We start from the raw sequence: 24267 nt of genomic DNA, 5'->3' as shown, positions 1-24267 counted from the left end.
TCGGTTCTGATTTATGCAGGTTGGTATAAGCATTACGGAAGTCGATGGAAGTGTTGTGATTTCTCTGGTCAATAACAACCAGACCATCACGTTGGAAGGCGTCAGCCTGTCCGAGCTGTCCGAAGACAACTTCATTTTCAGGAATTCCAGTATTTCTGCTGAAGTTCTGGGCCAACTGGATGTCGATAGTACCGATACGGCGGATGACAGCACTGATAATGCCGATACAACCGGAGATGACGCTGACGACAGCACGGATGCGGCGGATGACAGCAGCGACAATGCCGACGATAGCGCTGCAGATGCTGATAATGACACAACGGATGATGGTTCTGACACAAGTTCGGATGCCGATGATGACGGCACTGCCGATAGCGGGTCGGAGGCGGGCGCTGACGACAATGCCGATGACACTTCGAGTGCAGATAGCACAAGTTCGAGCGATGTTGTTTATTCGCCCTACTTCGATATTACCGAGACGACGGGTGACGTCTCGACGGTGATTTCTTCGGGAGTCAGTGCCGTTACTTTGGCGTTTATCGTTTCCGAGACCGATTCAGGTGACAACTACGGTACCGCGTCGTGGGGCAACTATTCCGCCTACGACCTCAGTGACGGCTCCATGGAGAGTTACATTGATTCCGGTATTCAGGAGCTTCAGGAGGCAGGTATTGATGTGACCATCAGCTTCGGTGGCGCGTTGAACTCCATGCTCTGGGAGGTGACGGATGACGCAGAGGCCGTCGTGGAACAGTGGATTGCGGTCTACGAATCTTACGATTATGGCAGTCTTGTCGGATTTGATTTCGACATCGAAGGGTATGATACCCTCACGGATCTGGACCAGTTGCAGGTTTTCGTGGACGCATTGTCGCTTTTCCAGGAATGGGAGGCTGAAAACAATGTTGATCTGGCGATTAGCATTACAATTCCGACCCTCTCCGACGGGCTTGCGGACTACGAGACCGACTTCGTTGAGATGGTTGTCGATAGTGGTGTTGACGTCGATTACTGGAACCTGATGGTATTCGATTACGGCGATGGCACAACCGACATGGGCGATGCGGCGATTTCAGCAGCCACAGCCATGCACGACTATCTCGTTGATCTTGGCGATGAAGATGCCTCGATCATGATCACGACCATGCCGGGATATGATGATTTGGGTGAGTTGACCACCGCCGAGGATCTGCAGCAAATTACCGAATTCGCGGCGGAAACAGATTGGGTCTATGGCGTATCCGAGTGGTCGCTCGGACTGGAAAGCTCGGTAGAAAGCGTCATCGGTGACGCCCCGTCGGATATTGTGATGGATTCTATCGAAACCTATACGTTCTCCGACACTTCCGTGGCGTCTGGCACTTCTGATACCTCCGATACTTCGGACAGCAGCATATTGTTGGTTTCCCAGGCTGAAACCAGTGATGCTGCTGCGGCAGATGCGAATGTCGACACCTTCGTTTCTGGCAATGACCTTGGTGATTTTTCGGACGATGATCTTGGCGGCCAGTTGGCCTCTCTGGACATGCAAAATAACCTGCATGAAATTGATGCCATTTTCGGAGCCTGAAATCTCCTGCATTGCAAAACACCACGGACCGAATGGTCCGTGGTGTTTTGTTTGCTGGCACAAGCCTGTTTTAGGAGCCTACTGCTTCAAGTGTCTGTAAACGGTAACCTTTCCGGCGAGGGCTGTGCCATGGCTTGTCCGGTGCTGGAGGTCTCAGCTCAGGCGCGGGCAGGTGCTCGTGCTTTCTGCTCTTGATTTTAACCCCTGAAGGCTCTGCATGGTGTTCGGGTTGCCCGGCAGGACAAAGCTCTGTTCCAGAGCGGTGTGTGCATTGTTGATCACCGCCAGATCCTGAACAGCCAGCGTCTCGCAATTGCCACCGGTGAAGCGCACCCGGATGCGGATCACCCTGTCTCCGTTGTCGGAGGGACCAAATTCCGAATCAAGAGCAGGGTTTTCACCGGCCATGGTCCGCTCCATCACGACCATGTTCGGTTGGTCCTGAACCACCTTTGTGCCCCGCTCCAGTGCACTGCTCACCAGGGCCTGGCGAACAGCGGGCGGACTGGCTGCAATCGTCACGCTCTGGGCGCCGGCAGGGACTGACAGCTGAGGTTGATCGGGCAGCGCCGCGCGCTGGGTTGAGCCGGATTGGCACCCGGCAACGGCAAGTCCCAGAGCCAGCGGGGCAAATAAAATACGCATCATGATCTGTCCGGTTTCCTATCCCAAGCGGACTGCTCGCGTCCACATAACCAAAAAAATGTGCTGCAGGCAAAGCTGCAGGAGTGTGCCGGCCGGGAGCCGTGACTTCAAAACGTGTCGCCAGTCTTGAAGCCGCCACCGCCAAAGCCTCCGCCGGAGCTGAAGCCGCCGCCGCCGAAATCCCCGTTGCCGCCGAAGCCGCCTCCCATTGACCGGGGGAGACCGGCGCCTCGCGGGAAGCCGACGCGCCCGCCTCTTGGCCTACGCCGCCGGTGTGAAGCTTGCGCCCGCGCCCAGTATTCGGACCCGGTAATGGCTCCCTTGACAAGATCACCGAGCAGGACGGTGACAAGCGTGTCATCGGAAAAGGTGGATTCCCAACTTGCATAGCCATGCTGGCGGAAACGCTTGGCCACGTCCGCAAGTTCCCCGCGGCGGCGCGCAATATCGCGTTGCAGCTCCCGGTCCTGCCGGATCTCGCGGGCGAACTCCTGTATGCGCTCGCCGAGATCCTCTATCCGGCGCACAATGCGCTCGTCGTCCGGCGACGGGGTTTCATGGGCCTGCTGCCACAAGGCGGTGAGATCATCACCCTTGAGGGATTGGGATAGCTTCTCTTCGGCCTTGCGGTATCCGGTGTCCGATCCGGTGGCGAATTCCCGCAGCGCGTCGTTCAGGGTGTCGATGCTGCGGTCAAGCGATGCGATCTCTCCCTCAAGCGCGACAATCTGGTCCGACAGGTGATCAATCTTGCCTGCGAGGTCTTCACCGGCCGCCTCGGTCAGGGCCGCACGGCTCAAGGCTGCAAGCTTCTGCTCCTCCTCCAGGGTCGCCGCCGCGCAGCGTTGGGCATGGCGTGCCATCCGGTCCGGGATCGAGATCAGCATGGCATAGTTTGCGCGTGCATCCGCGTAGCGGACCAGCCGGGCAACCCAGCCGTCGAGCATGCGCACAAGGCCGCGCCGGTCATAGCCGGGCGTCGCAAAGCCGCGCTGCCACAGATACATGAACAACGTATCGGTTTCGTAGGCCTTGCCCTTTGACTTGCGGTCGGCTTTGGAGGTCTCGGCCTTGTTCGCTGCGGCTTCGGCGGTGCTTGCCGCCTCCTCGGCGCGTTGGCGCTGGGCCAGAAAGCCGGGGTCCTGCTCCAGAGCGGCATCGACCCCGTCCATCAAGGCGTCCATCCGGTCCTCTGCCGTTTCCTGTTCGCCGGCCAGCCGGTCGCGATGTGCTTGCAGGTCTTCCCGTTGGGTTTCCTTTTTGCGCAAGTCTTCGGTCAGCACCTTGTGATCGGATCCGCGTTTTTCCAGAAGCCTTGCCGCTTCCCGTGCCGCCGTGTCGATGCGGGTGCTCAGCGTCTCGGCCGCGTGATGCTCCAGATGAAACCGGGCGAGATCGCGGTATGTCTCCCCCTGACGCTGTTGAAGATCGGTGATCGACCGGGCAGCGCGCTCAATTCGCCCTCCGAGGTCCGCCTCTTCTCGCCTCAGGTCAAGAAGCGCATGTTCGATCGCAGCAAGGGTCTGGCGGCCGGTCAGCATGGCGTATCTCTTGTCATGTCCGGGGGTGTGCCTCCGTCAGGCTTGTGCTCGCTGCCTACCATTGAGTGATGGCCCCCTGTTCGACCGGCATGGACCAGTCAATTGCAAGTTTGCCGCGTTCCTTCTTGCCAATCACCATGTCCTGAACGATGCCGTCCTCCAGTTTGTCGGCCCGTACTTCATCATAGGTCGCCTTCGGGACACGCTGGCCCCAGATCGTCACTTCCCGGCCCCTGGAATTCTCTTCCGACACGATGCGCCTCGGAATGACCTTGCCATCGGGGCCGACGGCTTCGACGACCAGATAGTAGTTCTGGGCATTGGGGTTGACCTCGGGGATCCGGGTGACACCAGTCGGGGTGCCCGGGCGGGAGACAATCCGAACTTCATAACTGGCGGCCAAGTCGCTTTCGAGCGCTTGAAGATCGCTGACCGACCGCCGGGCGGCCTCGGCGTTGCCGTTGCCGGCTGCCGTCAGACCGGCCTCGGCGATCCGGTCGGCCGCGCTGAGCGCGTCCGGCTCCGCTGTGAGGTCGGCAATTTGAATTTTCAACCCGGCGATTTCCGCCGGGATGGTTTGATCAAGTTCCTGCTTGAGTGCAATGGCCGCCCGTTCCCTTGGCTGGACCACGCCGAACTCCCAGGCGCTTGTTGCGAGGATCACGATGACAACGGCTGCCCCAAGCCATTTCGACCAGACCATGCGGGTCACATAGGCATAGGCAAGCAGAAGCGGGAGGCCCTTTTTGGGCGCTGTGTAGGTGAACCGGTCCTGTTTCAGGCTCTCGACACCCTCCTGAAGGATACGGTCCGGAACCTCGATCCCCTGCGCTGCATAGACCTGACGCAGCCTTTCGATCATGCGGGCATCTCGCTCGCCGGAATTCAGCTCCCGTTCGACAAGCTCTTCGTCGTGGCGCAAGGTATCCACGACATCCATTGCCATCATCATGTCATCGAGCGGAGCGTCCGCTTTTCCCGCCATTCAGCGTCTTTCCGTTTGCTGCCAATCCGCCGTTCAGGCGCTTGGGCGTTTCACTGGTCAATGCGGCAGGGCTTTGCCTTCGGCCGCCAGTTTCGCAAGACGGCGCTTGCCGTCCTCAACCGCCTTGCGGATCTCTTCGGAGTTTCTGGTCGACATGTCGCGCATTTCCTCGATGATTTCGCGCGACTGCTCCTGATAGTTGACCACGGAGTCGACCAGTTTCTTCACTGCGGCAGCCTGTACCGTTGGTCCGTAGCCTGCCTTTAGGGCTTCTTTTTGAACGGCATCGCCAATTTGCGCGAGCGTTTCCAGGCTTTTGTTGACGCCCTCTTTCATCGCGTTGAGCGTTTCGGTCGATTCATGCAGACCTTGCAGTCCGGTGAAGGAGGCATTGAGCGCGGTCAGCACGGATTCGTTTGTCGAAAAGAAGCTGACCGATTGCGCATAGACCCGCTCCTTCGCATTGGTCGTCTGCATCAGCCGCGCCATGATCACCTCGGAAGTGTTGTAGCCGATGGTCAGATTGTCGGAGAGATCCTTGGCGATCTGGTATTGTTTTTCTTCATCCTGCATCTGCCGCAGCTTTTCATCGCGTGCGAGCTCCAGCCGCGCCTTGGCGGCCGCGTCCTCGCCCGATTGGGCCGCTACCTCATTGGAGGCTGTTTCCAGAGCCTGTTTGGCGTCCTGAAGCCGGTGGTCCGCGGCCTTGAGCAGATCGAGGGCAACAATTTCGGCCTGCTTGAGAGCGCCCCGGAAATCCCGATAGGCCTCAAGGATCGTCAGTTCCCGCTCGATCTGGTTTTTTGTTGCCCGCGCCACGTCCTTGTAGGTGGTCCGGATGTCGTCGAACCGGTCGGAAATCGTTCCGCGCCGGAAGTCGCGCCACTTGTTGGACAGGTTCTCCATCATCGAGATTTTCCCGTCGGCCAACTGGTCGACGAGCGACTTGGCATCGTCGCGGATCGAGTTGAAGGCCTCGGTAATGGCCTCGTAGCGCTCGCCAATATCCATCTGCCGGATCTGGGTGCGGACGACCTCGTTGAATTGGGAAGACTGACCAAGGGTGCGCGTGACAATCAGAACCTTGTCAGGTGCAAGGTCTGAGATTTGTTCAAGAAGCGCATTGATCGGGGCATCCGTTTCGGTTTGCGGCGCAATCCCGATGTCCCGGAGTTTGCCAAGTGCCCGGTCAAGATATTTGAGCGGTGTGAGGGGTTCGGAGCCCGCCGATCCGTTCTCCCGGCCGGGAGCGGATGTTTCGATCATTGCGAATACCCTCCATAAATCCTGATACCACTGCCCAAGAAAGACATCGGTTTGCCATTCTGGCCAGTGTGGCATGGCATGGCACAACTTAAGGGGCTGTCCCGGCGTACTGTCAACGGGTCAAGGCCTCGGCAAGGCCTTAACCACGGGGCTGTTACCGCGTTGCGACAGTTGGTCCGGATTGCCTCAGGCTGCAAGCGCCTGCGCGATGCGGGCAGCCAGCCTTGCGTTGTTGCGCACGAGCGCGATGTTGGTCTCAAGGCTGCGGCCGTCCGTCAGCTCAAGGATCTTGGACAGGACGAACGGCGTGACCGCCTTGCCCCGGATGTTTTCCATGTGAGCCTTGGCATTGGCGGCGCTGATGTAGCCGGTCATTTCGTCCCGGCCGATTTGATCGGCCTCCGGAACCGGATTGGCAATCAAGATGCCGCCGTGATCCGCAAAGACCGACCGGGTCTTGATGACGGCCGCGATTTCGTCTGCGCTGTCCAGCCGGTAGGGAGCCTCGATACCGCTTTCGCGCGACCAGAACGCAGGCAGTTCGTCGGTCCCGTGGGCAATGACCGGAACGCCCTTGGTTTCGAGAACTTCCAGGGTTTTCGGAATGTCCAGAAGCGCCTTGGCACCGGCCGAGACGACACAGACCGGGGTGCGCCCGAGTTCGTCGAGGTCGGCGGAAATGTCGAAGGTTTCTTCCGCCCCCTGATGCACGCCGCCGATGCCGCCGGTTGCAAACACCGAAATGCCGGCTGCATGGGCTGCCATCATCGTGGCGGCAACGGTCGTCGCGCCCGGACGCCCTGTGGCAACCGCAAAGGCGAGATCGGCGCGTGAGCACTTCATCACGTTTTCCGCACGTGCGAGCCGGTCGAGATCTTCATCGGACAGTCCGATCCTGATCTTGCCGTCGAGGATTGCGATGGTCGCCGGGATTGCGCCTCCGGCCCGGATATCGGCCTCGACCTGACGGGCCGTCTCGACATTGCGCGGAAAGGGCATGCCGTGGGTGATGATGGTGGATTCCAGCGCTACGACAGGCTTTCCGGCTGCAAGGGCAGCTTGAACTTCTTCGGTCGGTGCGAGCAGGGCGTTGAGTGTCACGTAACAGTCCTCAGGGTTTCTTGTGTGTGGGACGCGGGGCGGGCTTATAGTGGATTTTCCAGCGGGCGTCGATCTAGCGGGCGGGGGCGATGCGGGACCAGGCGAGATCGCGGGGAACCGCGCCCGTGGCCTGCAGTGTCATGCGCGCAGCCGTCATCCCGGCCCGTGCCGCTTCAAACAAGTCCAGATCCCGTGCGAGACCGGCCAGCGTTCCGGCAATCAGGGCATCTCCCGCACCGGTCACGTCTTGAATTTCGACCGGTTCGGGATCCAACTGTAGCCTTGTTGTGCCCTTGCAAACGGTGGCACCTGCTGCGCCATCGGTAATGATCGCGGCCTTCAGGCCGGTTGCCATCAGGGCCTCCGAAATCGCGTGCAGACTGTCGTTTTCCTGTGTGGGCGCAAGGGTTGCAGCCTCCCGCCGGTTGGCAAACAGAACGTCAATCCGGGCAAGGGCGGCACGCAACCGGGGTGCCTTTGCGATCGACACGGCATCGGCTGCGACAAACCGGTTCCCGACCCTGGAGAGCAGCCGGGCAATGACCGGTTCCGGCAGGTTGGCATCGAGAAACCACATCTGCGTATCGCCAAGCCCCTGTAAAACGGGATCGAAAAGACCGGCGGGCGCTTCCGAAAGGATGCGGTCGTCCACGCAGGCCCCGGCGAGCGATCCGTCAGGATTGTGAAGGGCGAGATATTGCCCGGTCACGAAGCCGGGGCGCTCGACCAGTGCGGTGCGAAGGCCGTCGTCCTTGAGAGCTGCCTTGACGGCCTGTGCCAAGGCATCGTCACCGACCGTGCCGGCCAAAACGGGAGCGGAGCCCAAAAGTTCAAGTGCACGTGCCACATTGGCCGCAACCCCGCCCGGTTTCTGCGTGAGGCGGGCAGGCGTGGAGGTCTCGGCCAGGATCTTGAGGCCGGCATGGGCGATGTGATCCATGTGAACCGCGCCGAAGCAGGCAATGGCTTTGGATTTCACGGATGGCGCGGCGGGCATGACGATCCTACTCGATACTGCAAAGAACGGAGACGGCGTGCCTATCAGGAGCGCGGGGGCGTTTCAACTGCAGCCTGATTCCATAGTTTCGCAACTATCGATAATAGTTGCCTGTAGGTTATCTTCCGCCTTTGGCAAATCGAACAATTAAAGAACATTTCCCTTTAAAGGCGGTTTTTCAATACGATGCCGGGGATTGTCAAATGAGAACATATCATGTACAAACGAGTGAATTGAATCAGCGCCGCCATCATGGAATAAGGAGCGGGATTTCATGTCTCAAAACTCACTTCGTCTCGTGGAAAGCAGCCAGATGGACAAGACTAAGGCGTTGGATGCAGCGCTCTCGCAAATCGAACGGGCCTTCGGGAAGGGCTCCATCATGCGGATGGGGCAGGGGCAGGCTGTAGAAGTCCAGGCGATATCGACCGGTTCGCTGGGGCTGGATATCGGTTTGGGCATTGGCGGGTTGCCGCGCGGGCGTATCGTCGAGATCTACGGGCCGGAGTCTTCAGGCAAGACGACGCTTGCACTTCACACGGTGGCCGAAGCCCAGAAGACCGGTGGTATCTGTGCCTTTGTCGATGCAGAACATGCACTCGACCCGATCTATGCCCGCAAGCTCGGTGTGAACATTGACGATCTCCTGATCTCGCAGCCCGATGCCGGCGAGCAGGCGCTGGAAATCGCCGATACGCTGGTGCGCTCCGGGGCGATTGACGTGCTGGTGATTGACTCGGTCGCCGCATTGACCCCGAAGGCGGAACTGGAAGGCGAGATGGGCGACAGCTTGCCGGGCTTGCAGGCGCGGCTGATGAGCCAGGCCCTTCGCAAGCTGACCGCATCGATTTCCCGGTCGAACTGCATGGTCATCTTCATCAACCAGATCCGCATGAAGATCGGTGTGATGTTCGGCTCGCCCGAAACCACCACCGGCGGCAACGCGCTGAAATTCTACGCTTCCGTCCGGCTGGATATCCGCCGGATCGGGTCGATCAAGGACCGGGACGAGGTGGTCGGCAACCAGACCAAGGTAAAGGTCGTCAAGAACAAGCTGGCGCCTCCTTTCCGGCAAGTCGAGTTCGACATCGTTTATGGCGAAGGCATTTCCAAGATGGGCGAGCTGATTGATCTCGGCGTCAAGGGCGGGATCGTCGAAAAGTCGGGCTCCTGGTTCTCCTATAACAGTCAGCGCCTTGGTCAGGGGCGGGAGAACGCCAAGCAGTTCCTGCGGGACAATCCGGAAGTCGCGCAGGAAATCGAATTGGCCATCCGGCAGAATGCGGGCCTGATCGCCGAGGCCATCATCGATCCGTCGGGTGGTGAGGACGAGGCATAGGGTCTTATCCCATCCGATCCGGGATCAATCGATCTTAAAGGGCTCCCGCTGAAACCATCAGCGGGAGCCTTTTTGTATGACACCAAAAGCGCAGCTGAAGAAAAACCGGCCGCGGGTGCTGTTCGGGGATGCCTTGTTCATCTGGACAGGGGCAAGGGTGAAAGATAAAAGGCATGCGCGGCGCTGGGCGGGCCTTGCCGGTGCGCCATGGCAAAGAATTCGTCAGCAAAGACAGAACGAGCTGCGTGACAAGAGCGAGAGTTGAATGACCGGCGTAAATGAAATCCGATCGTCCTTCCTGGACTACTTCAAGAAGAACGGCCACGAGATCGTGGAGTCCGGTCCGCTTGTCCCGCGCAACGATCCGACGCTGATGTTCGCCAATGCGGGCATGAACCAGTTCAAGAACGTGTTCACCGGCCTTGAGAAGCGCGATTACAGCCGCGCTGCGACAGCGCAAAAGGTTGTCCGCGCCGGGGGCAAGCACAACGACCTCGACAATGTCGGCTATACGGCGCGCCACCATACGTTTTTCGAAATGCTCGGGAATTTTTCCTTCGGCGACTATTTCAAGGACCGGGCGATCGAACTTGCCTGGAACCTGATCACCAGGGAATTCGGGCTGCCCAGGGACAAGCTGCTGATCACCGTTTATTCCGATGACGAGGAAGCATACGGCCTGTGGAAGAAGATTGCAGGCCTGTCCGACGACAAGATCATCAAGATCCCGACCTCCGACAATTTCTGGACCATGGGCGAGACCGGCCCGTGCGGTCCGTGTTCCGAGATCTTTTACGACCATGGCGATCACATCTGGGGCGGGCCTCCGGGATCTGCCGACGAAGACGGCGACCGGTTCATCGAGATCTGGAACCTTGTCTTCATGCAGTACGAGCAGACGCCGGGCGAACGCTTCGACCTGCCGCATCCGTCGATCGACACCGGCATGGGCATTGAGCGGATTGCCGCCGTCCTGCAAGGGGTGCACGACAATTACGACATCGACCTGTTCCGGGCGCTGATCGCGGCCTCCGAACACGCCACCGGCGTTACGGCAGACGGGGCGGCCGCCAACAGCCATCGGGTGATTGCCGACCACTTGCGCTCGACAAGCTTCCTGATTGCCGATGGCGTGCTGCCGTCCAATGAAGGCCGCGGATATGTCTTGCGCCGGATCATGCGCCGCGGCATGCGCCATGCGCATCTTCTGGGTGCGCGCGAGCCGTTGATGCACAAGCTGGTTCCTGCGCTCATCCGGGAGATGGGCCGGGCCTATCCCGAGTTGACACGCGCGGAAAGCCTGATCACCGAGACGCTCAAGCTGGAAGAATCCCGTTTCCGCAAGACGCTGGAGCGTGGCCTTGGCCTGCTGGACAGCGCCACTGCCGGATTGAACGAAGGTGGAGAACTCGACGGCGAAACCGCGTTCAAGCTCTACGACACATACGGTTTCCCGCTTGACCTGACGCAGGACGCCCTGCGCCCGCGCGGGATCAGCGTTGACACGAACGGCTTCGACACCGCCATGGAACGGCAGAAAGCGGAAGCGCGTGCTGCCTGGTCCGGTTCGGGCAGCGCTGCAACCGAAGCCATCTGGTTTGCGCTGAAGGAGAAGGCCGGAGCGACCGATTTCCTGGGCTATGAAACCGAAAATGCAGAAGGTGTTGTCACCGGCCTTGTGTTCGAGGACGCTGAAGCCGACGCATTGGCGGCAGGCCAATCCGGCTATGTGGTGTTGAACCAGACGCCGTTCTACGGCGAGTCGGGTGGTCAGGTCGGCGATACCGGCACAATGACCGCTCCCGGCGTGACGATCCGTGTCACCGATACCCAGAAAAAGGCCGATGGCCTGTTTGTGCATCATGTGACGGTCGAGGAAGGCACGGTTACCCGTGATCTGGCAGTCGAGCTGAACGTGGATCACGCCCGCCGGACGGCAATCCGGTCCAATCACTCCGCCACCCATCTTGTACACGAAGCCCTGCGCGAAGTGCTTGGAACTCATGTGGCGCAGAAAGGGTCTCTGGTTTCGCCGGAACGCCTGCGTTTCGATTTCTCTCATCCCAAGCCCCTGTCTGACGATGAGCTGCAAACCGTCGAAACCCTGACCAACGAAATCGTTTTGCAGAACGCGCCGGTTGAAACCCGGTTGATGGCGGTGGACGATGCCATCGAAGCCGGTGCCATGGCGTTGTTCGGTGAAAAATACGGCGACGAGGTTCGTGTCGTTTCCATGGGCACGGCGCTTCATGGCGGCAAGACCGGCAAGCCCTACTCACTGGAACTGTGCGGCGGCACCCATGTCCGGCGGACCGGCGATATCGGACTGGTGACGCTCGTCAATGAAGGGGCTGTGGCCGCCGGCGTCCGGCGTATCGAGGCGCTTACCGGTTCGGAGGCCCGCGCCTATCTGGACGCGCAGGACAAGCGCATGCGCGAAATCGCAGGGATCCTGAAAGTCGGTGCCGGGGATGTTCCGGCCCGCGTGGCACAGCTGGTGGACGAGCGCCGGAAGCTTGAGAAGGAGCTTCAGGACGCGCGCAAGAAGCTGGCCATGGGCGGCGGCGGCGATGGAGCCGGCGCGCCGGTCAAGGACGCGGGCGCCTTCAAGATGATGGCGCGCGTGGTTGAAGGCATCAACCCGAAAGACCTCAAGGGCATGGCCGATGAAGCCAAGAAGCAGCTCGGTTCCGGGATCGTGGTGCTGATCAGCCGGGCCGAAGACGGCAAGGCCGCGATCGTTACCGCGGTGACACCCGATCTTACCGAAAAGGTGAGTGCGGTCGATCTGGTTCGGATTGGGTCGGAAGCTTTGGGTGGCCGCGGCGGCGGTGGCCGGCCGGACATGGCGCAGGCCGGTGGCCCGGATGGGTCAAAAGCGGATGGCGCTGTGGATGCGATCGGCAGCCATCTTGCGGCTCTCTGATTTCAGGGGAACTTGAAGAACGTCACCTAAAGGCGGGTTGTTGTTATCGGCTTATGACCCGCCTTTACGATTTCCTAGCTTACACTTGCGATGACCGCGAGTGCGCCGGCCGCAAGTGTGGTTGAGGCAACCAGCATTTTCAGCACGACATGGTGTTTTGTGGTCTCGCCGGCACGGGCGGCATTGGCCTTGATCAGCATATTTCTTCCTCCTGAAGTTGCAGCGCGCATCGCCGCGCCTCATGTCAAGTGGGGCAATATTACGCTGCGGCAATTCCACTCATGACGCAACGTCATCACAAAAGCGCGAGCAGCACTGCCATACAATTGGACATGCATGCGGTCCTGCCGCTATTCATATGACTGAATTTGTTGTTGTTTTGTGATGCCGTTACCGGCCGGGGGAAAAGCGTGAGGACGACGCGGTTCAAGCGTTATCTTTTTGATGTTCTGGAGGATACCGGCCCTTACCGGACGGCGGCGCGCAGTTTGCGCCAGTTTCTCATCTTTTTGATAATCGCCAATATCGCCTTTGCGATCCTTGAAACCGTGCCCGCGATCCGGGCCCGCCATGGCCATTTGCTAACCATCCTGCAGCTCGCCTCCGGGTTGGTGTTTCTTGTCGAATATCTGCTGCGTCTTTATGTGGCCGATCTCCATGCGCCTTACCGCCAGTATGGTCCTGTCATGGCCCGGCTGCGGTATTCGGTTCATCCGGACGCAATCATAGATCTGCTGGCCGCCTTGCCGTTGCTGCTGGTCCTGTTCCTGCCGAACAATGTGGTCACGGTTGTCGTTGTTCTCCGCCTGATGCGGTTTTTCAAATTGGCGCGGTATTCCCCGGCCTTGCGGTCCCTGTTGTCGGCCATCGCATCGGAGCGGCATGCCTTGCTGGGATCGGCGGTGATCATTGGCGGCGTGATCCTGTTGTCGGCAACAGTGATGTATCTGATCGAGCATCACGCCCAGCCCGACAAGTTCCAGAGCATTCCCCATGCGCTGTACTGGGCCGTGACCACGATCACCACCGTCGGCTATGGCGACGTGGTTCCGGTAACCGATTTCGGCAGATTGGTTGCCGGCATTGTCATGCTGATGGGCTATGCGCTGATCGCCTTGCCTGTCGGTATCATCGCCTCCGCCTTTGCGCGCGAGATCCACAGCCGCGATTTCGTGGTGAGCTGGTCAATGGTTGCCCGCGTGCCGTTGTTTGAAGGCCTGACCGCGTCGGAGGTGGCCGAAATTTCCAAGCTGCTTCAGGCGCAAAGGGTGCGCTCCGGGACGGTTATTGCGGAAAAGGGCGCGGTTGCCGACAAGATGTATTTCATCTCTGAAGGGGAGGTGGAAATCGTTTTGAAGCACCAGACCATTCGTCTGGATGATGGCGACTTCTTTGGCGAGCTGGCGTTGATCCACCAGAAACCGCGCACCGCCACCGTCCGCGCCTGCCGGGATTGCGAGCTTCTGGTGCTGGAAGCGGCGGCCTTGCAAAAACTCATGGACCGTAAACCCGAACTGACCAAGAAGATCCTGAAGGAAGCTGAAAACCGGATTCAGGAAAACCTGAAGTCCCTTGCAGATCTTGCAGACGAAGAACTCGCCCAGGCCGATATCGTTGCAAAGCCCTCAGGCGAAGAACCGGAACTGTTCAACCATTTGAATGAGCATCCGGACGGACAAAAAGACGGCTGACCTTCCTTTGCCACCTGCGTGAAAATTGTCATGGGAACAATGTTTTGCGCGCTATTTCCCGTGGTCTGTGACAAGAAGCGGCGCTAGAAGCAAGACACATTGGAGGTGGCCATGAAAACCATCGGGTTGCTCGGGGGCATGAGCTGGGAGAGCACGGCCGTTTATTATCAGTTGCTGAATCGCATGACCCGAGAGCGGCTGGGCGGGCTGCATTCCGCCCAATGCCTTGTCTGGTCTTTTGACTTTGCCGAAATAGCCTTTGCCCAGTCACGCGGAGACTGGCAGCGGGCGGCGGGTCTCATGGTTGGAGCGGCCCGCAATCTGGAACGGGGCGGTGCCGACTGTCTCATCATCTGCACCAATACCATGCACAAGCTGGCAGGAGATGTGCAGGCAGCGGTCGATATTCCCTTGATCCATATTGCCGATGCAACGGCCTCTGCAATTTCAAGCCAGGGGTCTCTAAGGCCGCTGTTGCTGGCAACGCGCTACACGATGGAACAGGATTTCTACAAGGGGCATCTGGCTTGCAACCACGGGATCCAAGCCGTGGTGCTCGAGCCGGTCGACAGGGACGAAATACACAGGATCATCTACGAGGAGCTTTGCCAGGGCGCGGTCAAGCCGTCTTCCAGGAAGATCTATCTGGACATCGTCGCAAGAGAAAGGGCCAGGGGCGCGGACAGCGTGATTTTCGGGTGCACCGAAATCGGGTTGCTCGTGTCTGCCGAGGATGTCAATTGCCCGGTGTTCGATACCACGAGGCTCCATGCAGAAGCGGCATTGGAGTTTGCGTTTCGTCCTTGACGATGGTCATGCATCATCACGCGGCCTTGCCAACCGGTCCAGACGGAGCCGGTGGCGGCGGTCCGTCAGCCGCCAGAGACTTGCGAAGATCGCAGCCATCACGCCCAGCCCGGTGGCCCCGGCAATGAGGAACATGATCAGGAGCTGGTACTGGACGGCATTTTGCGGGTCGATCCCGGAGAGGATCTGGCCGGTCATCATGCCGGGCAGGGCGACAACTCCGGTGGCCGCCATGGCATTGATGATCGGTGTGAAGCCGCTTCTGAGGGCGCGTCTTGTGACCGGGGCTGTGGCCTGCCAGCGCGTTCGGCCCAGCAGAAGCTGGGCTTCAACGGCATTGCGTTCGCGGTAGAGGCCTGTATGGAGCGTGTCGAGGCCAAGACTGACCCCGGTCATCGTGTTGCCGAGGATCATGCCGAACAGCGGCAGTGAGTATTGCGGCATCCACCAGGGCGTGGCGTCGATCTGCAGGGTGAGGCCGAAGACAGTGATAATGCTGCCTGCAAACAGCATTGCGGCCCCGCCGAGGCTGAAACCCCAGATGCCCGCGAGCCGCCGTTCCTGCCGGGCGCGAATTTCCCGCCCGGCGAACATCACCATGATCACTGCAATCAGGAGCGTGACCGGAGCCGAACTGGCCGCGAACACGGCCTTGAGCACAAGGCCGATCAACAGCAGCTGGACGACCATGCGCAGGGCCGAAATGATCAATTTGCGCGCCAGACCGAGTTGCAACCAGATCGAGAAAACCGCATTCAGGATCAGGAATACCGAGGCGACGGCCAGATCCAGATATGTCAGCGGTATGTAGCCGGTCACAGCGAGGCCTCCGGTAAAAGCGAAAGTTTTCCGGCGTCCATCCGGTAGATCCGCCCGGCAAGTCTTGCAGCCTGCTCCTGATTGTGGGTCACGAACACGATGACCATCCCGCGTTCAAGACAGCCGGTCAGCAAGGTCTCGATCCTGCCGGTTGCATTCGGGTCGAGTGCGGAGGTCGGTTCGTCAAGCAGCAGGACTTCTGGGCTGCGCTGCAATGCGCGTGCGATGGCGATCCGCTGCCGTTCGCCGGTTGACAGCCTTGCGATTTCCCAGTTCATGGCGGCTTCAAGCCCGACTTTCGCAAGGTAGGGGCGCGGGTCCGTGTCAGGCTCAAAATGTCCCGCGACATGATCCAGCCACCATCCGCTTTCGGCCGGGACAAATCCGATCTTGCGCCGCCAGACCGGAGCGTCGACATGGGTGCGGTTTGCGCCGTCCCAGTGAACAGCTCCGGCATTGGGGTCAAGGTCGGCAATCGATCTCAGGAACAGCGACTTGCCCGCACCCGACGGGCCGGTAATGGCTGCGCACTCGCCCTTTGCAAGCGTCAGGGAAATCGGGCCAATGAGCGCCGTCTTGAGATTGTCGATGACCAGCACGGCGATGCTTTCGATAGGGTTTGCCGAAACTATGACCGCCGCCCGGCCTTCGTGCAAAGTCAAAAAACGCCCGTCCCATCCGCAAACCTTGAAACCGGAAGCGGGAAACGACATTTTTCTCAACGGACGAATGGCCGATTCGCGGCTGGCAGGTTTAAGGACCCAACATGACCAAGACCGCCCTCATCACCGGGGCTTCATCGGGGATCGGGAAGGAATTTGCCCGCTACCATGCGTCGAAAAAAGGGGATCTCGTTCTGGTTGCCCGGCGCGCGGACGCCCTGCAGTCCCTCAAGGATGAACTGCAGGACAAGCATGGTGTTGCCGTTCAGGTATATGCCAGGGACATAGGCGCCAGCGAAGCGGCACAGGAGCTTTACGACGAGGTGACGGCGGCAGGTCTCGATATCGACATTCTGATCAATAACGCGGGGTTCGGCGGGCGCGGGCATCATATCAACCGGCCATTGGCGTCGGAACAGGCGATGGTCGACCTCAATGTCCTGTCGCTGATGACATTGACGCATCTTTTTGCCGCTGACATGGCCAAGCGGGGACGCGGCCGCATCTTGAATGTGGGCTCGACGGCGGGCTTCATGCCCGGACCGAAACAGGCGGTCTATTTCGCCACCAAGGCCTTTGTGAACTCCTATTCCCAGGCGCTCAGCGAGGAGTTGAGAGCAAGCGGCGTGACAGTCACGGTCTTGACGCCCGGTTATGTCGAGACCGAGTTCGCTCAGGTCGCCGATCTCACGGGCACCGCGCTCAGCAAGTCCGGTGCACGTCCCGAAACGGTTGCGCGGATCGGTTATGACGGCATGATGAAGGGCAGGCTGGTGGTATTCAACCAGCCACGGCTCGGATTCGCGCTTGACTGGATTGTGCCGCTTGTGCCGCGCAGGCTGATGTTGAAACTGGTTGCCCAGATGCAGACCAAACAGGCCGGTCAGGGACCGGCCTGATCGGCGCTCAAGATGCCGCGGCCGGTTGTGCGGGCATCAGCTTTTCATCAATCTCGATGGCGCGCTTGAAGGCTGGCCGGGATTGAAGGCCCGCCACATAGGTTTCGAATGCCGGGCGGTGTTCGATCGTGCCGAATTGCATTCCGAAACCCAGATTGGCACCGACATAGACGTCTGCTGCCGAAAACCGGTCGTTGGCGATGTGGGTCTTGCCCGCGATCGCGTGCTCGATCGCATCAAGCATTTCGTCATAGGCTGCAAAACCGACCGATTGGCGGCGCTCTTCGGGAACTTCATGCCCCATGGAGCGGTGCGTGAGACAGGATTCCATTGGTCCGGCGGTGAAGAACATCCAGCGGTAATAGTCCGCCCGGTCTTTCGGCTCCGGTGCCAGACCCGCGTCTGGAAACGCATCGGCAAGATAGAGGCAGATCGCGGCACATTCGGTGACGATCTTGCCGTCATGCACGAGCGCCGGGACTTTCCCGACCGGATTGACCTTCCGGTAGTCTTCCGACTTCATTTCCGGACCGTAGCCGACAATCCTGGTCTCGTAGGGAACGCCCGTTTCCTCCAGCATCCATCGGACGATACGCCCGCGCGACATCGGATTTGTGTAGAAAATCAAATCACCCATTCCGCATGCTCCCTCTATGCTTTTCTGATGTTCGCAGGTTTCACCAATCACGCCGCCTTGGCCATGGCTTTCTGCAGGTTCTCGTCGATCTTGTCGAGGAAGCCGGTGGTGGTGAGCCAGCCCTGATCCGGGCCGACCAGCAAGGCGAGATCCTTGGTCATGAAGCCGGACTCGACCGTCTGGATACAGACTTTTTCAAGCGTTTGTGCAAAAGCCTTCAACGGGGCATTGCCGTCCAGTTTTGCCCTGTGGGCGAGACCGCGGGTCCAGGCAAAGATCGAGGCGATCGAGTTGGTCGATGTTTCCTCGCCGCGTTGATGCTGGCGGTAGTGGCGGGTTACGGTGCCGTGGGCGGCTTCTGCCTCCACCGTCTTGCCGTCGGGCGTCATCAGCACCGAGGTCATCAGGCCGAGCGAGCCAAATCCTTGCGCAATCGTATCGGACTGGACGTCGCCGTCGTAGTTCTTGCAGGCCCAGACATAGCCCCCGGACCATTTCAGCGAGGAGGCCACCATGTCATCAATCAGCCGGTGTTCGTACCAGATCTTCTTGGCATCAAAGGCAGGCTTGAACTCGGCTTCGAAAATCTCCTGAAACAGGTCCTTGAAGCGGCCGTCATAGGCTTTCAGGATCGTGTTCTTGGTTGACAGATAACAGGGAACGCCGCGCTGGAGGGCGTAGTTCATCGAGGCGCGGGCAAAATCCCGGATGCTGTCGTCGAGATTGTACATGGCCATTGCAACGCCGGAGGACGGAGCATCGTAGACCTCGTGCTCGATCTCCGTACCGTCCTCGCCGGAAAACCTGATCGTGATCTTGCCCTTGCCGGGAAAGGTGAAATCGGTTGCACGGTACTGGTCCCCGAATGCGTGCCTGCCGACAATGATCGGCTGGGTCCAGCCGGGCACAAGGCGGGGGACGTTGGACATGATGATTGGCTCGCGGAAGATCACCCCGCCGAGGATGTTGCGGATGGTTCCGTTTGGCGAGCGGTACATGCGCTTCAGCCCGAATTCCTCGACACGCGCCTCGTCCGGGGTGATGGTTGCGCATTTGATCCCGACGCCATGCTTCTTGATTGCGTTGGCTGCATCAATCGTGACCTGGTCATCGGTCCGGTCGCGCTCCTCAATGCCGAGATCGTAATAGTCCAGATTGATGTCCAGATAGGGATGTATCAGCTTGTCCTTGATGAACTGCCAGATAATCCGGGTCATCTCGTCGCCGTCGAGCTCGACGACTGGATTGTCGACCTTGATTTTCGCCATGTCTGCATGCCCCGTTCGTCAGGTGGGAAACCGGTAACCGGTCTATTGGAACGACAATTATGCACTTTGACCCGGCCGGGGTCCTTTTGTCACTGGCAAACCAGCGGACGCAACGGATCTCTTGGGTCTGAAGGCCTCACGGCATACCATGTCTGATTGCATGCCCCTGTATGCAATATCGTTGAGGCAGGTCAAACCTTACAAAAGCAGATGTGCTTCTGACAGAAGCATCCAATTGGATTTCGGCTCCAGTGCTTGAGAGCAGGTCAGCGGTCCAGCTCGGAAACCGCCAAATCGATAAACCGGCGTACCCGTGGTTCCAGAAGGCGTTTTTCAGGATAAAGCGCCAGCACGGGAACATCGTCCAACGGTATTCCGGGAAGCAGGCGGATCAAACGGCCTGCCGTCAGGTCTTCGCCGACAAGGAAGCCGGGTAGCAGAGCAATGCCAAGGCCCGAAAGTGCAGCCTGCCGCAGGGCCTCGGCGCTGTCGAGCCGCAACCGGCTGCGGCCCGTGACCCGAACGGTCTGGCCGTTTTTGTCTTTCACCTGCCAGCCTTGCCGGTCCTGACCGCTTTCAAAGAACAGGCAGTCATGACGGGAAAGGCCCTCGGAAGTTTCCGGTGTGCCCTGCCGGTCAAGATAAGACGGGGCAGCGCAAAAGACGGCCTTGTCGCGCGCGATGACCCTTGAAATCAGTCGCGTGTCGGAGGGTTTGACCGCGATCCGGATGGCCAGATCAAATCCGTCTTCAACCAGATTGGCGAGGCTGTCGGAAAAACTCATCCCGACTTGAACATCCGGCCAGGTGCCGAGGTATTTTTCCACAATGGGCAGGATGACACGGCGGCCATATGCATCGGGAACCGTCAGCCGCAGGACGCCACGGGGCACGCTTTTTGGGCCGGACAGGCTGGTTTCCGCTGCAGCGACACTTTCAAGGATCCTGAGCCCGTGATCGTGAAACACCCGCCCTTCATCCGTCAGGCTGAGCGTCCGCGAACTGCGGTTCAAGAGCCGCGTGCCAAAATGGCTTTCCAGCCTGCTGATGGCTTTGCCCGCTGCAGACCGGGATAGCCCCATGGCTTTGCCGCCTGCAACAAAACTGCCCGCGTCGACAACAGCCATGAAAATCTGAATGTCGTTGAGGTTCGTGTGCGGCATGTCCCTCACCAGCCAAGTCGTCTGCGAATATTCTCAAGGGTATAGACGCAGCGGACGCCTTTCCCAAGCTGGCAGTTGTCTCCTTGAAGCGACTGAGCGTCGCCGCAGCCGCGACGCACATTCGCTGGCCGCGCCTCTATATCACCAGTCTCGCAGCCGCGTTGCAAACGCTGCATTTTTCAAGGCAAACGAGACGGAAGACCATGACTTCAACGATTGACACTGTAGATGCAACGGGAACAGACCCGATTATGCGCATGAACCCGGAAACCTTGCCCGATGCAGGAGAAGCCGGATATTCGCAGATCTCGATCACCGAGCCTGGACGGCTGGCCTTTATTTCCGGACAGGTGGCCTGGCGTCCGGCAGGAGAACCGGTCCCGGACAATCTTGCAGACCAGGCGGCGATCATCGTTGACAATGCGCGTGCCGCCCTGAAGGCGGCAGGGGCCGCGCCAAGAGATATTGTCATGGTTCGGGTCTATCTGGTCGACCTGACGCCGGAACGGGTCGAGCAGGTCTGGCCCTCCCTTCACGAATTGTTTGAAGGCACTCAGCCGAGCCTGACGGGCATTGGCGTTGCGGCGCTGGCCGGCCCCGATCTTCAGCTTGAAGTGGAGCTGGTTGCCCGTGTGCCCTGCGTCTGATCCCGTTCCCGGGCCGCATCGCCGTTGCACCATTCATTTCCATCGCGCAGTCAAGAACAGCAGAGGAGGCCCAAGCCTCCTCCCAAAGTTTGGCGTGCTTGGCTGTGCCGCTATAAGCCCACAAACACCTGAATCATGATGACATTGATGATGTCGACAAAGAACGCTGATACCAGCGGCAGGATGACAAAGGCGAGGGGCGAGGGGCCATAGTGCTGTTCCACCGCATTCATGTTCGCAATCGCCGTTGGGGTCGCCCCGAGCGCAAACCCGGCAAAGCCCGCCGACAAGACCGCTGCAAAGTAGTTGCGTCCCATCAGGGGGAACAGGATGTAGATGATAAACACGGTGGTGAGCAGCGTCTGGATGAGGATCGTGACGGCAAGAAGCCCCACACTGGATGTGAGTGCCCAGAGCTGCATGGTCATGAGAGATATGGCGAGGAAAACGGACAGGCTGAATTCCGAGACCAGTGCCATTGACGGGGTCTGAGAGGGCCATGACAGGTTCTTGAAGAGGCGTGGCAACGTGTTGGACAACAGGATACCCGCCATCATACAAGGGACGAACAGCGGGAGGTTGATGCCGGCGTTCTGCAACCCCTTGTATGTCACATACCCGATTGCCATGGCCGCATGGATCCACAGGATCGATTGCAAAAGGCTGTGGTTGGTAATCGGGTCATGCGCGGTCGGGACGTCGAGTTCTGCGCCCTTGGCGACTTCATGCCCATTGCTTTCTGCCACAAGGCCGTTTTTTTCAATCAGGTATCGGGCAATGGGGCCGCCGATAAGGCTTGCCGAAATAAGGCCGAGCGTGGCGACGGCCATGCCAATCTCGGTCGCACCCTGCACGCCATGACCATTCGTCAGGATCGGGCCCCAGGCAGCGACCGTTCCATGCCCGCCAACGAAAGGGGCCGTTCCGAGCATAACTCCGAGTTCTGATGGCAAGTGCCAGATTTTCGTGAGCAACAAGCCGATCCCATCCTGCATCAACATGCAAAATGCGGTGACCAGAAGCAGAAAACCCAACAAGGGTCCACCCTTCAAGAGGTCAGATATGCGCGCGTTCAATCCGACGGTCGTGAAGAAATAAATGATCAACAAGTCTCGGGCAGCCATGTCGAACACGATCTTCCGGCCTGTGATCATGACGATCGCCAGCGCGAGGAGAGACGCAAGCAAGCCACCTGTTACGGGCTCGGGGATGGAGTACTTGTGCAGGACCGGGAAGCGCTCCGAAATATAGTGGCCAACAAAGTAAACCAGAATTCCGAGAGTGAATGTTTCTATCGCGCCGACTTCGATTGGGGGCATAGGCACCAATTCAGTTTTGTTGGGAAGACGTCTGCTGTCTACGCATAGGTGATATTCGCAATTCGTGTAGCGACGCCGATGGGCGGTGTCCATGCCATGGGGCCGTGCTGCGGTGCAAACCGTGGAGCGGTAGTGATTTCTGACAGGGTCCCAGCCGCTGCAAATCGGAGCGACCTGAGAAAGTCGAGCCACGAGAAACCGCTTAGGTGACCTTGTGTTTTGCCGATGTGTTTCGGATGGAAAACGACGCCAGCCGATCGTGGTGCAGCGCACCTCAATTCAATCATTAAATTTTCGACATGAATGATTTTTCGGGTGGCTGGGGATTTCTCATTGCTTGAAACGGGCGATGTTTGGATCTGTTTCCCGTCAAACTTGGACAGATTGGAACAGCTGGCGCAATTCGGCGTTCCACCGGAAAGGCGCGTTCTTCACCGCAGACATGGAAGACAGCCTCAGACGGATTACAGGCTGACAAACCACTGAATGATAAAGGCGTTGGCAAGGTCGACAAAAAACGCCGAGATCAGCGGCAGGATGATGAAGGCGAGCGGTGAGGGGCCGTATTTCTGGGTGACGGCGGTCATGTTGGCGATGGCCGTTGGTGTTGCGCCCAGGGAAAATCCCGCAAATCCGGCGGACAGAACGGCCGCGAAATAGTTCCGGCCCATGACCGGGAACAGGACAAGCAGGATAAACAGGCTGGCGGCGACTGCCTGGAGAACAATCGTTGTTGCCAGAACACCCGCGCTCGAAGCCAGTGTCCATAATTGCATGCTCATCAGCGACATGGCGAGGAAAACGGACAGGCTGAACTCCGAGATCAGCGCCATTGCCGCCGTTTGGGCGGGCCAGGGAATATCCTTGAAGATGCGCGGCAGCGTGTTTGAAAGCACAATGCCGGCCAGCAGGCAGGGCACGAACAAGGGCAGCAGAACGCCTGCTGCCTGAAGCGCTTCATATGCCGAATACCCGATCAGGATCGCGACATGGATCCAGAGGATGGAGCGCATGAAACCCCGGTTTGTAATCGGGTCGCTGGCAGTCGGGAGATCGGTTTCGGCGCCTGTGGCGGCATCGCCGCCGTCATCCCCTGCAACCAGCTTGTTGCGGCTGATCAGAAAACTTGCCAAGGGGCCGCCAAGCAGGCTGGCAACGATCAGGCCGAGGGTTGCAGCCGCAATGCCGAGTTCTGCAGCACCTGCAACGCCATATTGGTCGGCAAGCACAGGCCCCCAGGCGATCGCCGTGCCGTGACCGCCGATCAGCGAGGCCGTGCCCAGCAGGACACCCGACTGGGCAGGTAATCCCCATAAAAGCGCATTGAGCATGCCGACGCCATTTTGCATCACCATGCAGACAAGTGTCAGCCCCAGCATGATGCCCAGCAACGGGCCGCCCTTGATCAGGTCGGACATCCGGGCATTCAGGCCGATGGTTGTAAAGAAATAGACCAGCAGGACATCGCGGGCGAGCAGATTGAACGCGATTTCCCGTCCGGTCACAAGCACGACAGCCAGAACAAGGAGCGCAGCCAGAAGCCCGCCACTGACGGGCTCGGGGATCGAATAATTGCGCAGGAACCTGAACCTCTGCGAGGCGTAGTAACCGACAAAATAGACAATGATGCCAAGTGTCAGCGACTCAAACGTATCGATTTCGATCGGAGCCATCTTTTCAGGTGTTTCCCTTTGAAGCCGTGGCAGATCTTGCGTGTGGTGCAATTCTGGATGACCCCAACGCTAGCGGGCGGGCCCGTCGTTGTCCATCACGCGGCGATGCCGGGTTTGAAAACCTTGTGGCCGGTGTCGCATCCAGGCCGATAGTAGGTGGGATTACGGCTTGCACCGGGCTGTCTTCCTTGCAAAGGTTGCAGGATGTGATGGTTCTGCCCGAGCGAACGCGACGGCGGATGAAATGGGAACACGGTGCGGCGTACCCAATAGGGACCAAGACCGTGGCTGCCCCCGCAACTGTGAGCGGAG

General features: G+C 59.2%; 21 protein-coding genes and 1 riboswitch. Of the genes, 7 read left to right on the top strand and 14 right to left on the bottom strand.

Going from position 1 to position 24267, the window contains the following annotated elements:
- Nucleotides 1-13: 13 nt before the first annotated feature.
- On the top strand, nucleotides 14-1570 hold the full coding sequence (locus E1297_RS12945) for a hypothetical protein (RefSeq protein ID WP_155138725.1): 1557 nt from the start codon (nucleotides 14-16) through the stop codon (nucleotides 1568-1570).
- A gap of 153 nt (nucleotides 1571-1723) precedes the next feature.
- Here E1297_RS12945 and E1297_RS12940 read toward each other — a convergent pair whose 3' ends face one another.
- From E1297_RS12940 to E1297_RS12915, 6 genes are all read right to left on the bottom strand, one after another.
- Nucleotides 1724-2218, bottom strand: coding sequence for a hypothetical protein (locus tag E1297_RS12940; RefSeq protein WP_196223295.1), 495 nt, complete (start codon nucleotides 2216-2218; stop codon nucleotides 1724-1726).
- Nucleotides 2219-2322: 104 nt separating this feature from the next.
- The gene (locus E1297_RS12935; protein ID WP_155138723.1) at nucleotides 2323-3756 is read right to left on the bottom strand and encodes a hypothetical protein; all 1434 of its coding nucleotides are present in this window, start codon (nucleotides 3754-3756) and stop codon (nucleotides 2323-2325) included.
- 55 nt (nucleotides 3757-3811) lie between these two features.
- Complete coding sequence (locus E1297_RS12930) at nucleotides 3812-4741, bottom strand: DUF6384 family protein (RefSeq protein ID WP_155138720.1); 930 nt, start codon at nucleotides 4739-4741, stop codon at nucleotides 3812-3814.
- Nucleotides 4742-4798: 57 nt separating this feature from the next.
- Nucleotides 4799-6007, bottom strand: coding sequence for a cell surface protein (locus E1297_RS12925; protein WP_155138718.1), 1209 nt, complete (start codon nucleotides 6005-6007; stop codon nucleotides 4799-4801).
- Nucleotides 6008-6193: 186 nt separating this feature from the next.
- The gene (locus tag E1297_RS12920) at nucleotides 6194-7108 is read right to left on the bottom strand and encodes a pseudouridine-5'-phosphate glycosidase (RefSeq protein WP_368669552.1); all 915 of its coding nucleotides are present in this window, start codon (nucleotides 7106-7108) and stop codon (nucleotides 6194-6196) included.
- A gap of 73 nt (nucleotides 7109-7181) precedes the next feature.
- Nucleotides 7182-8105 carry a PfkB family carbohydrate kinase gene (locus tag E1297_RS12915; RefSeq protein ID WP_155138716.1) on the bottom strand — a complete coding sequence of 308 codons (924 nt, stop codon included), beginning with the start codon at nucleotides 8103-8105 and terminating at the stop codon, nucleotides 7182-7184.
- A gap of 274 nt (nucleotides 8106-8379) precedes the next feature.
- On the opposite strand from E1297_RS12915, the gene recA reads away from it, so the two are divergent.
- Both recA and alaS read left to right on the top strand, forming a co-directional pair.
- Nucleotides 8380-9444, top strand: coding sequence for a recombinase RecA (gene recA, locus E1297_RS12910; RefSeq protein WP_155138714.1), 1065 nt, complete (start codon nucleotides 8380-8382; stop codon nucleotides 9442-9444).
- A gap of 265 nt (nucleotides 9445-9709) precedes the next feature.
- A complete protein-coding gene (alaS, locus tag E1297_RS12905; protein ID WP_155138712.1) occupies nucleotides 9710-12370 on the top strand; it encodes an alanine--tRNA ligase in 2661 nt (886 codons plus the stop codon).
- Nucleotides 12371-12444: 74 nt separating this feature from the next.
- On the opposite strand, the gene E1297_RS50780 is transcribed toward alaS, so the two are convergent.
- Nucleotides 12445-12570 carry a hypothetical protein gene (locus E1297_RS50780; protein WP_256372716.1) on the bottom strand — a complete coding sequence of 42 codons (126 nt, stop codon included), beginning with the start codon at nucleotides 12568-12570 and terminating at the stop codon, nucleotides 12445-12447.
- 210 nt (nucleotides 12571-12780) lie between these two features.
- On the opposite strand from E1297_RS50780, the gene E1297_RS12900 reads away from it, so the two are divergent.
- Both E1297_RS12900 and E1297_RS12895 read left to right on the top strand, forming a co-directional pair.
- Nucleotides 12781-14061 carry a cyclic nucleotide-gated ion channel gene (locus tag E1297_RS12900; protein WP_209015775.1) on the top strand — a complete coding sequence of 427 codons (1281 nt, stop codon included), beginning with the start codon at nucleotides 12781-12783 and terminating at the stop codon, nucleotides 14059-14061.
- A gap of 111 nt (nucleotides 14062-14172) precedes the next feature.
- Nucleotides 14173-14868, top strand: a complete 696-nt coding sequence (locus E1297_RS12895) for an aspartate/glutamate racemase family protein (protein ID WP_155138710.1) — start codon at nucleotides 14173-14175, stop codon at nucleotides 14866-14868.
- A 6-nt stretch (nucleotides 14869-14874) separates the two neighbouring features.
- Here the strand turns inward: E1297_RS12895 and fetB are convergent, their stop codons facing one another.
- Nucleotides 14875-15687, bottom strand: coding sequence for an iron export ABC transporter permease subunit FetB (gene fetB, locus E1297_RS12890; RefSeq protein WP_368669551.1), 813 nt, complete (start codon nucleotides 15685-15687; stop codon nucleotides 14875-14877).
- Nucleotides 15684-16349, bottom strand: a complete 666-nt coding sequence (locus E1297_RS12885) for an ATP-binding cassette domain-containing protein (RefSeq protein ID WP_209015774.1) — start codon at nucleotides 16347-16349, stop codon at nucleotides 15684-15686. Before E1297_RS12885 ends, fetB begins: the two co-directional genes overlap by 4 nt.
- Before the next feature lie 104 nt (nucleotides 16350-16453).
- Here E1297_RS12885 and E1297_RS12880 point away from each other — a divergent pair, with 104 nt between their 5' ends.
- Complete coding sequence (locus tag E1297_RS12880) at nucleotides 16454-17248, top strand: SDR family oxidoreductase (protein WP_155138706.1); 795 nt, start codon at nucleotides 16454-16456, stop codon at nucleotides 17246-17248.
- 7 nt (nucleotides 17249-17255) lie between these two features.
- Here the strand turns inward: E1297_RS12880 and E1297_RS12875 are convergent, their stop codons facing one another.
- From E1297_RS12875 to E1297_RS12865, 3 genes are all read right to left on the bottom strand, one after another.
- The gene (locus tag E1297_RS12875; protein ID WP_155138704.1) at nucleotides 17256-17885 is read right to left on the bottom strand and encodes a glutathione S-transferase family protein; all 630 of its coding nucleotides are present in this window, start codon (nucleotides 17883-17885) and stop codon (nucleotides 17256-17258) included.
- Nucleotides 17886-17932: 47 nt separating this feature from the next.
- A complete protein-coding gene (locus E1297_RS12870) occupies nucleotides 17933-19153 on the bottom strand; it encodes an NADP-dependent isocitrate dehydrogenase (protein WP_155138702.1) in 1221 nt (406 codons plus the stop codon).
- Between the two features lie 266 nt (nucleotides 19154-19419).
- Complete coding sequence (locus E1297_RS12865) at nucleotides 19420-20316, bottom strand: LysR family transcriptional regulator (protein ID WP_155138701.1); 897 nt, start codon at nucleotides 20314-20316, stop codon at nucleotides 19420-19422.
- A 203-nt stretch (nucleotides 20317-20519) separates the two neighbouring features.
- Here E1297_RS12865 and E1297_RS12860 point away from each other — a divergent pair, with 203 nt between their 5' ends.
- Nucleotides 20520-20963, top strand: a complete 444-nt coding sequence (locus tag E1297_RS12860) for a RidA family protein (RefSeq protein ID WP_155138698.1) — start codon at nucleotides 20520-20522, stop codon at nucleotides 20961-20963.
- Between the two features lie 110 nt (nucleotides 20964-21073).
- Here the strand turns inward: E1297_RS12860 and gltS (E1297_RS12855) are convergent, their stop codons facing one another.
- On the bottom strand, nucleotides 21074-22282 hold the full coding sequence (gene gltS / locus E1297_RS12855) for a sodium/glutamate symporter (RefSeq protein ID WP_155138696.1): 1209 nt from the start codon (nucleotides 22280-22282) through the stop codon (nucleotides 21074-21076).
- Nucleotides 22283-22746: 464 nt separating this feature from the next.
- On the bottom strand, nucleotides 22747-23955 hold the full coding sequence (gene gltS / locus E1297_RS12850; RefSeq protein ID WP_155138694.1) for a sodium/glutamate symporter: 1209 nt from the start codon (nucleotides 23953-23955) through the stop codon (nucleotides 22747-22749).
- A gap of 193 nt (nucleotides 23956-24148) precedes the next feature.
- Nucleotides 24149-24267, top strand: a riboswitch (cobalamin riboswitch). This riboswitch is flagged as partial in the annotation.

It is taken from the genome of Roseibium sp. RKSG952 (assembly GCF_009711355.1).
Note: the sequence above shows the minus strand (reverse complement) of the source record. Positions and strands in the feature narration are given on the sequence as shown.

Excerpts from the sequence above, each read along its gene's own strand:
- E1297_RS12945 (WP_155138725.1), top strand. The coding sequence starts at position 14 with ATGCAGGTTGGTATAAGCATTACGGAAGTCGATGGAAGTGTTGTGATT.
- E1297_RS12940 (WP_196223295.1), bottom strand. The coding sequence starts at position 2,218 with ATGATGCGTATTTTATTTGCCCCGCTGGCTCTGGGACTTGCCGTTGCC.
- E1297_RS12935 (WP_155138723.1), bottom strand. The coding sequence starts at position 3,756 with ATGCTGACCGGCCGCCAGACCCTTGCTGCGATCGAACATGCGCTTCTT.
- E1297_RS12930 (WP_155138720.1), bottom strand. The coding sequence starts at position 4,741 with ATGGCGGGAAAAGCGGACGCTCCGCTCGATGACATGATGATGGCAATG.
- E1297_RS12925 (WP_155138718.1), bottom strand. The coding sequence starts at position 6,007 with ATGATCGAAACATCCGCTCCCGGCCGGGAGAACGGATCGGCGGGCTCC.
- E1297_RS12915 (WP_155138716.1), bottom strand. The coding sequence starts at position 8,105 with ATGCCCGCCGCGCCATCCGTGAAATCCAAAGCCATTGCCTGCTTCGGC.
- recA (WP_155138714.1), top strand. The coding sequence starts at position 8,380 with ATGTCTCAAAACTCACTTCGTCTCGTGGAAAGCAGCCAGATGGACAAG.
- alaS (WP_155138712.1), top strand. The coding sequence starts at position 9,710 with ATGACCGGCGTAAATGAAATCCGATCGTCCTTCCTGGACTACTTCAAG.
- E1297_RS50780 (WP_256372716.1), bottom strand. The coding sequence starts at position 12,570 with ATGCTGATCAAGGCCAATGCCGCCCGTGCCGGCGAGACCACAAAACAC.
- E1297_RS12895 (WP_155138710.1), top strand. The coding sequence starts at position 14,173 with ATGAAAACCATCGGGTTGCTCGGGGGCATGAGCTGGGAGAGCACGGCC.
- E1297_RS12880 (WP_155138706.1), top strand. The coding sequence starts at position 16,454 with ATGACCAAGACCGCCCTCATCACCGGGGCTTCATCGGGGATCGGGAAG.
- E1297_RS12875 (WP_155138704.1), bottom strand. The coding sequence starts at position 17,885 with ATGGGTGATTTGATTTTCTACACAAATCCGATGTCGCGCGGGCGTATC.
- E1297_RS12870 (WP_155138702.1), bottom strand. The coding sequence starts at position 19,153 with ATGGCGAAAATCAAGGTCGACAATCCAGTCGTCGAGCTCGACGGCGAC.
- E1297_RS12865 (WP_155138701.1), bottom strand. The coding sequence starts at position 20,316 with ATGCCGCACACGAACCTCAACGACATTCAGATTTTCATGGCTGTTGTC.
- E1297_RS12860 (WP_155138698.1), top strand. The coding sequence starts at position 20,520 with ATGACTTCAACGATTGACACTGTAGATGCAACGGGAACAGACCCGATT.
- gltS (WP_155138696.1), bottom strand. The coding sequence starts at position 22,282 with ATGCCCCCAATCGAAGTCGGCGCGATAGAAACATTCACTCTCGGAATT.
- gltS (WP_155138694.1), bottom strand. The coding sequence starts at position 23,955 with ATGGCTCCGATCGAAATCGATACGTTTGAGTCGCTGACACTTGGCATC.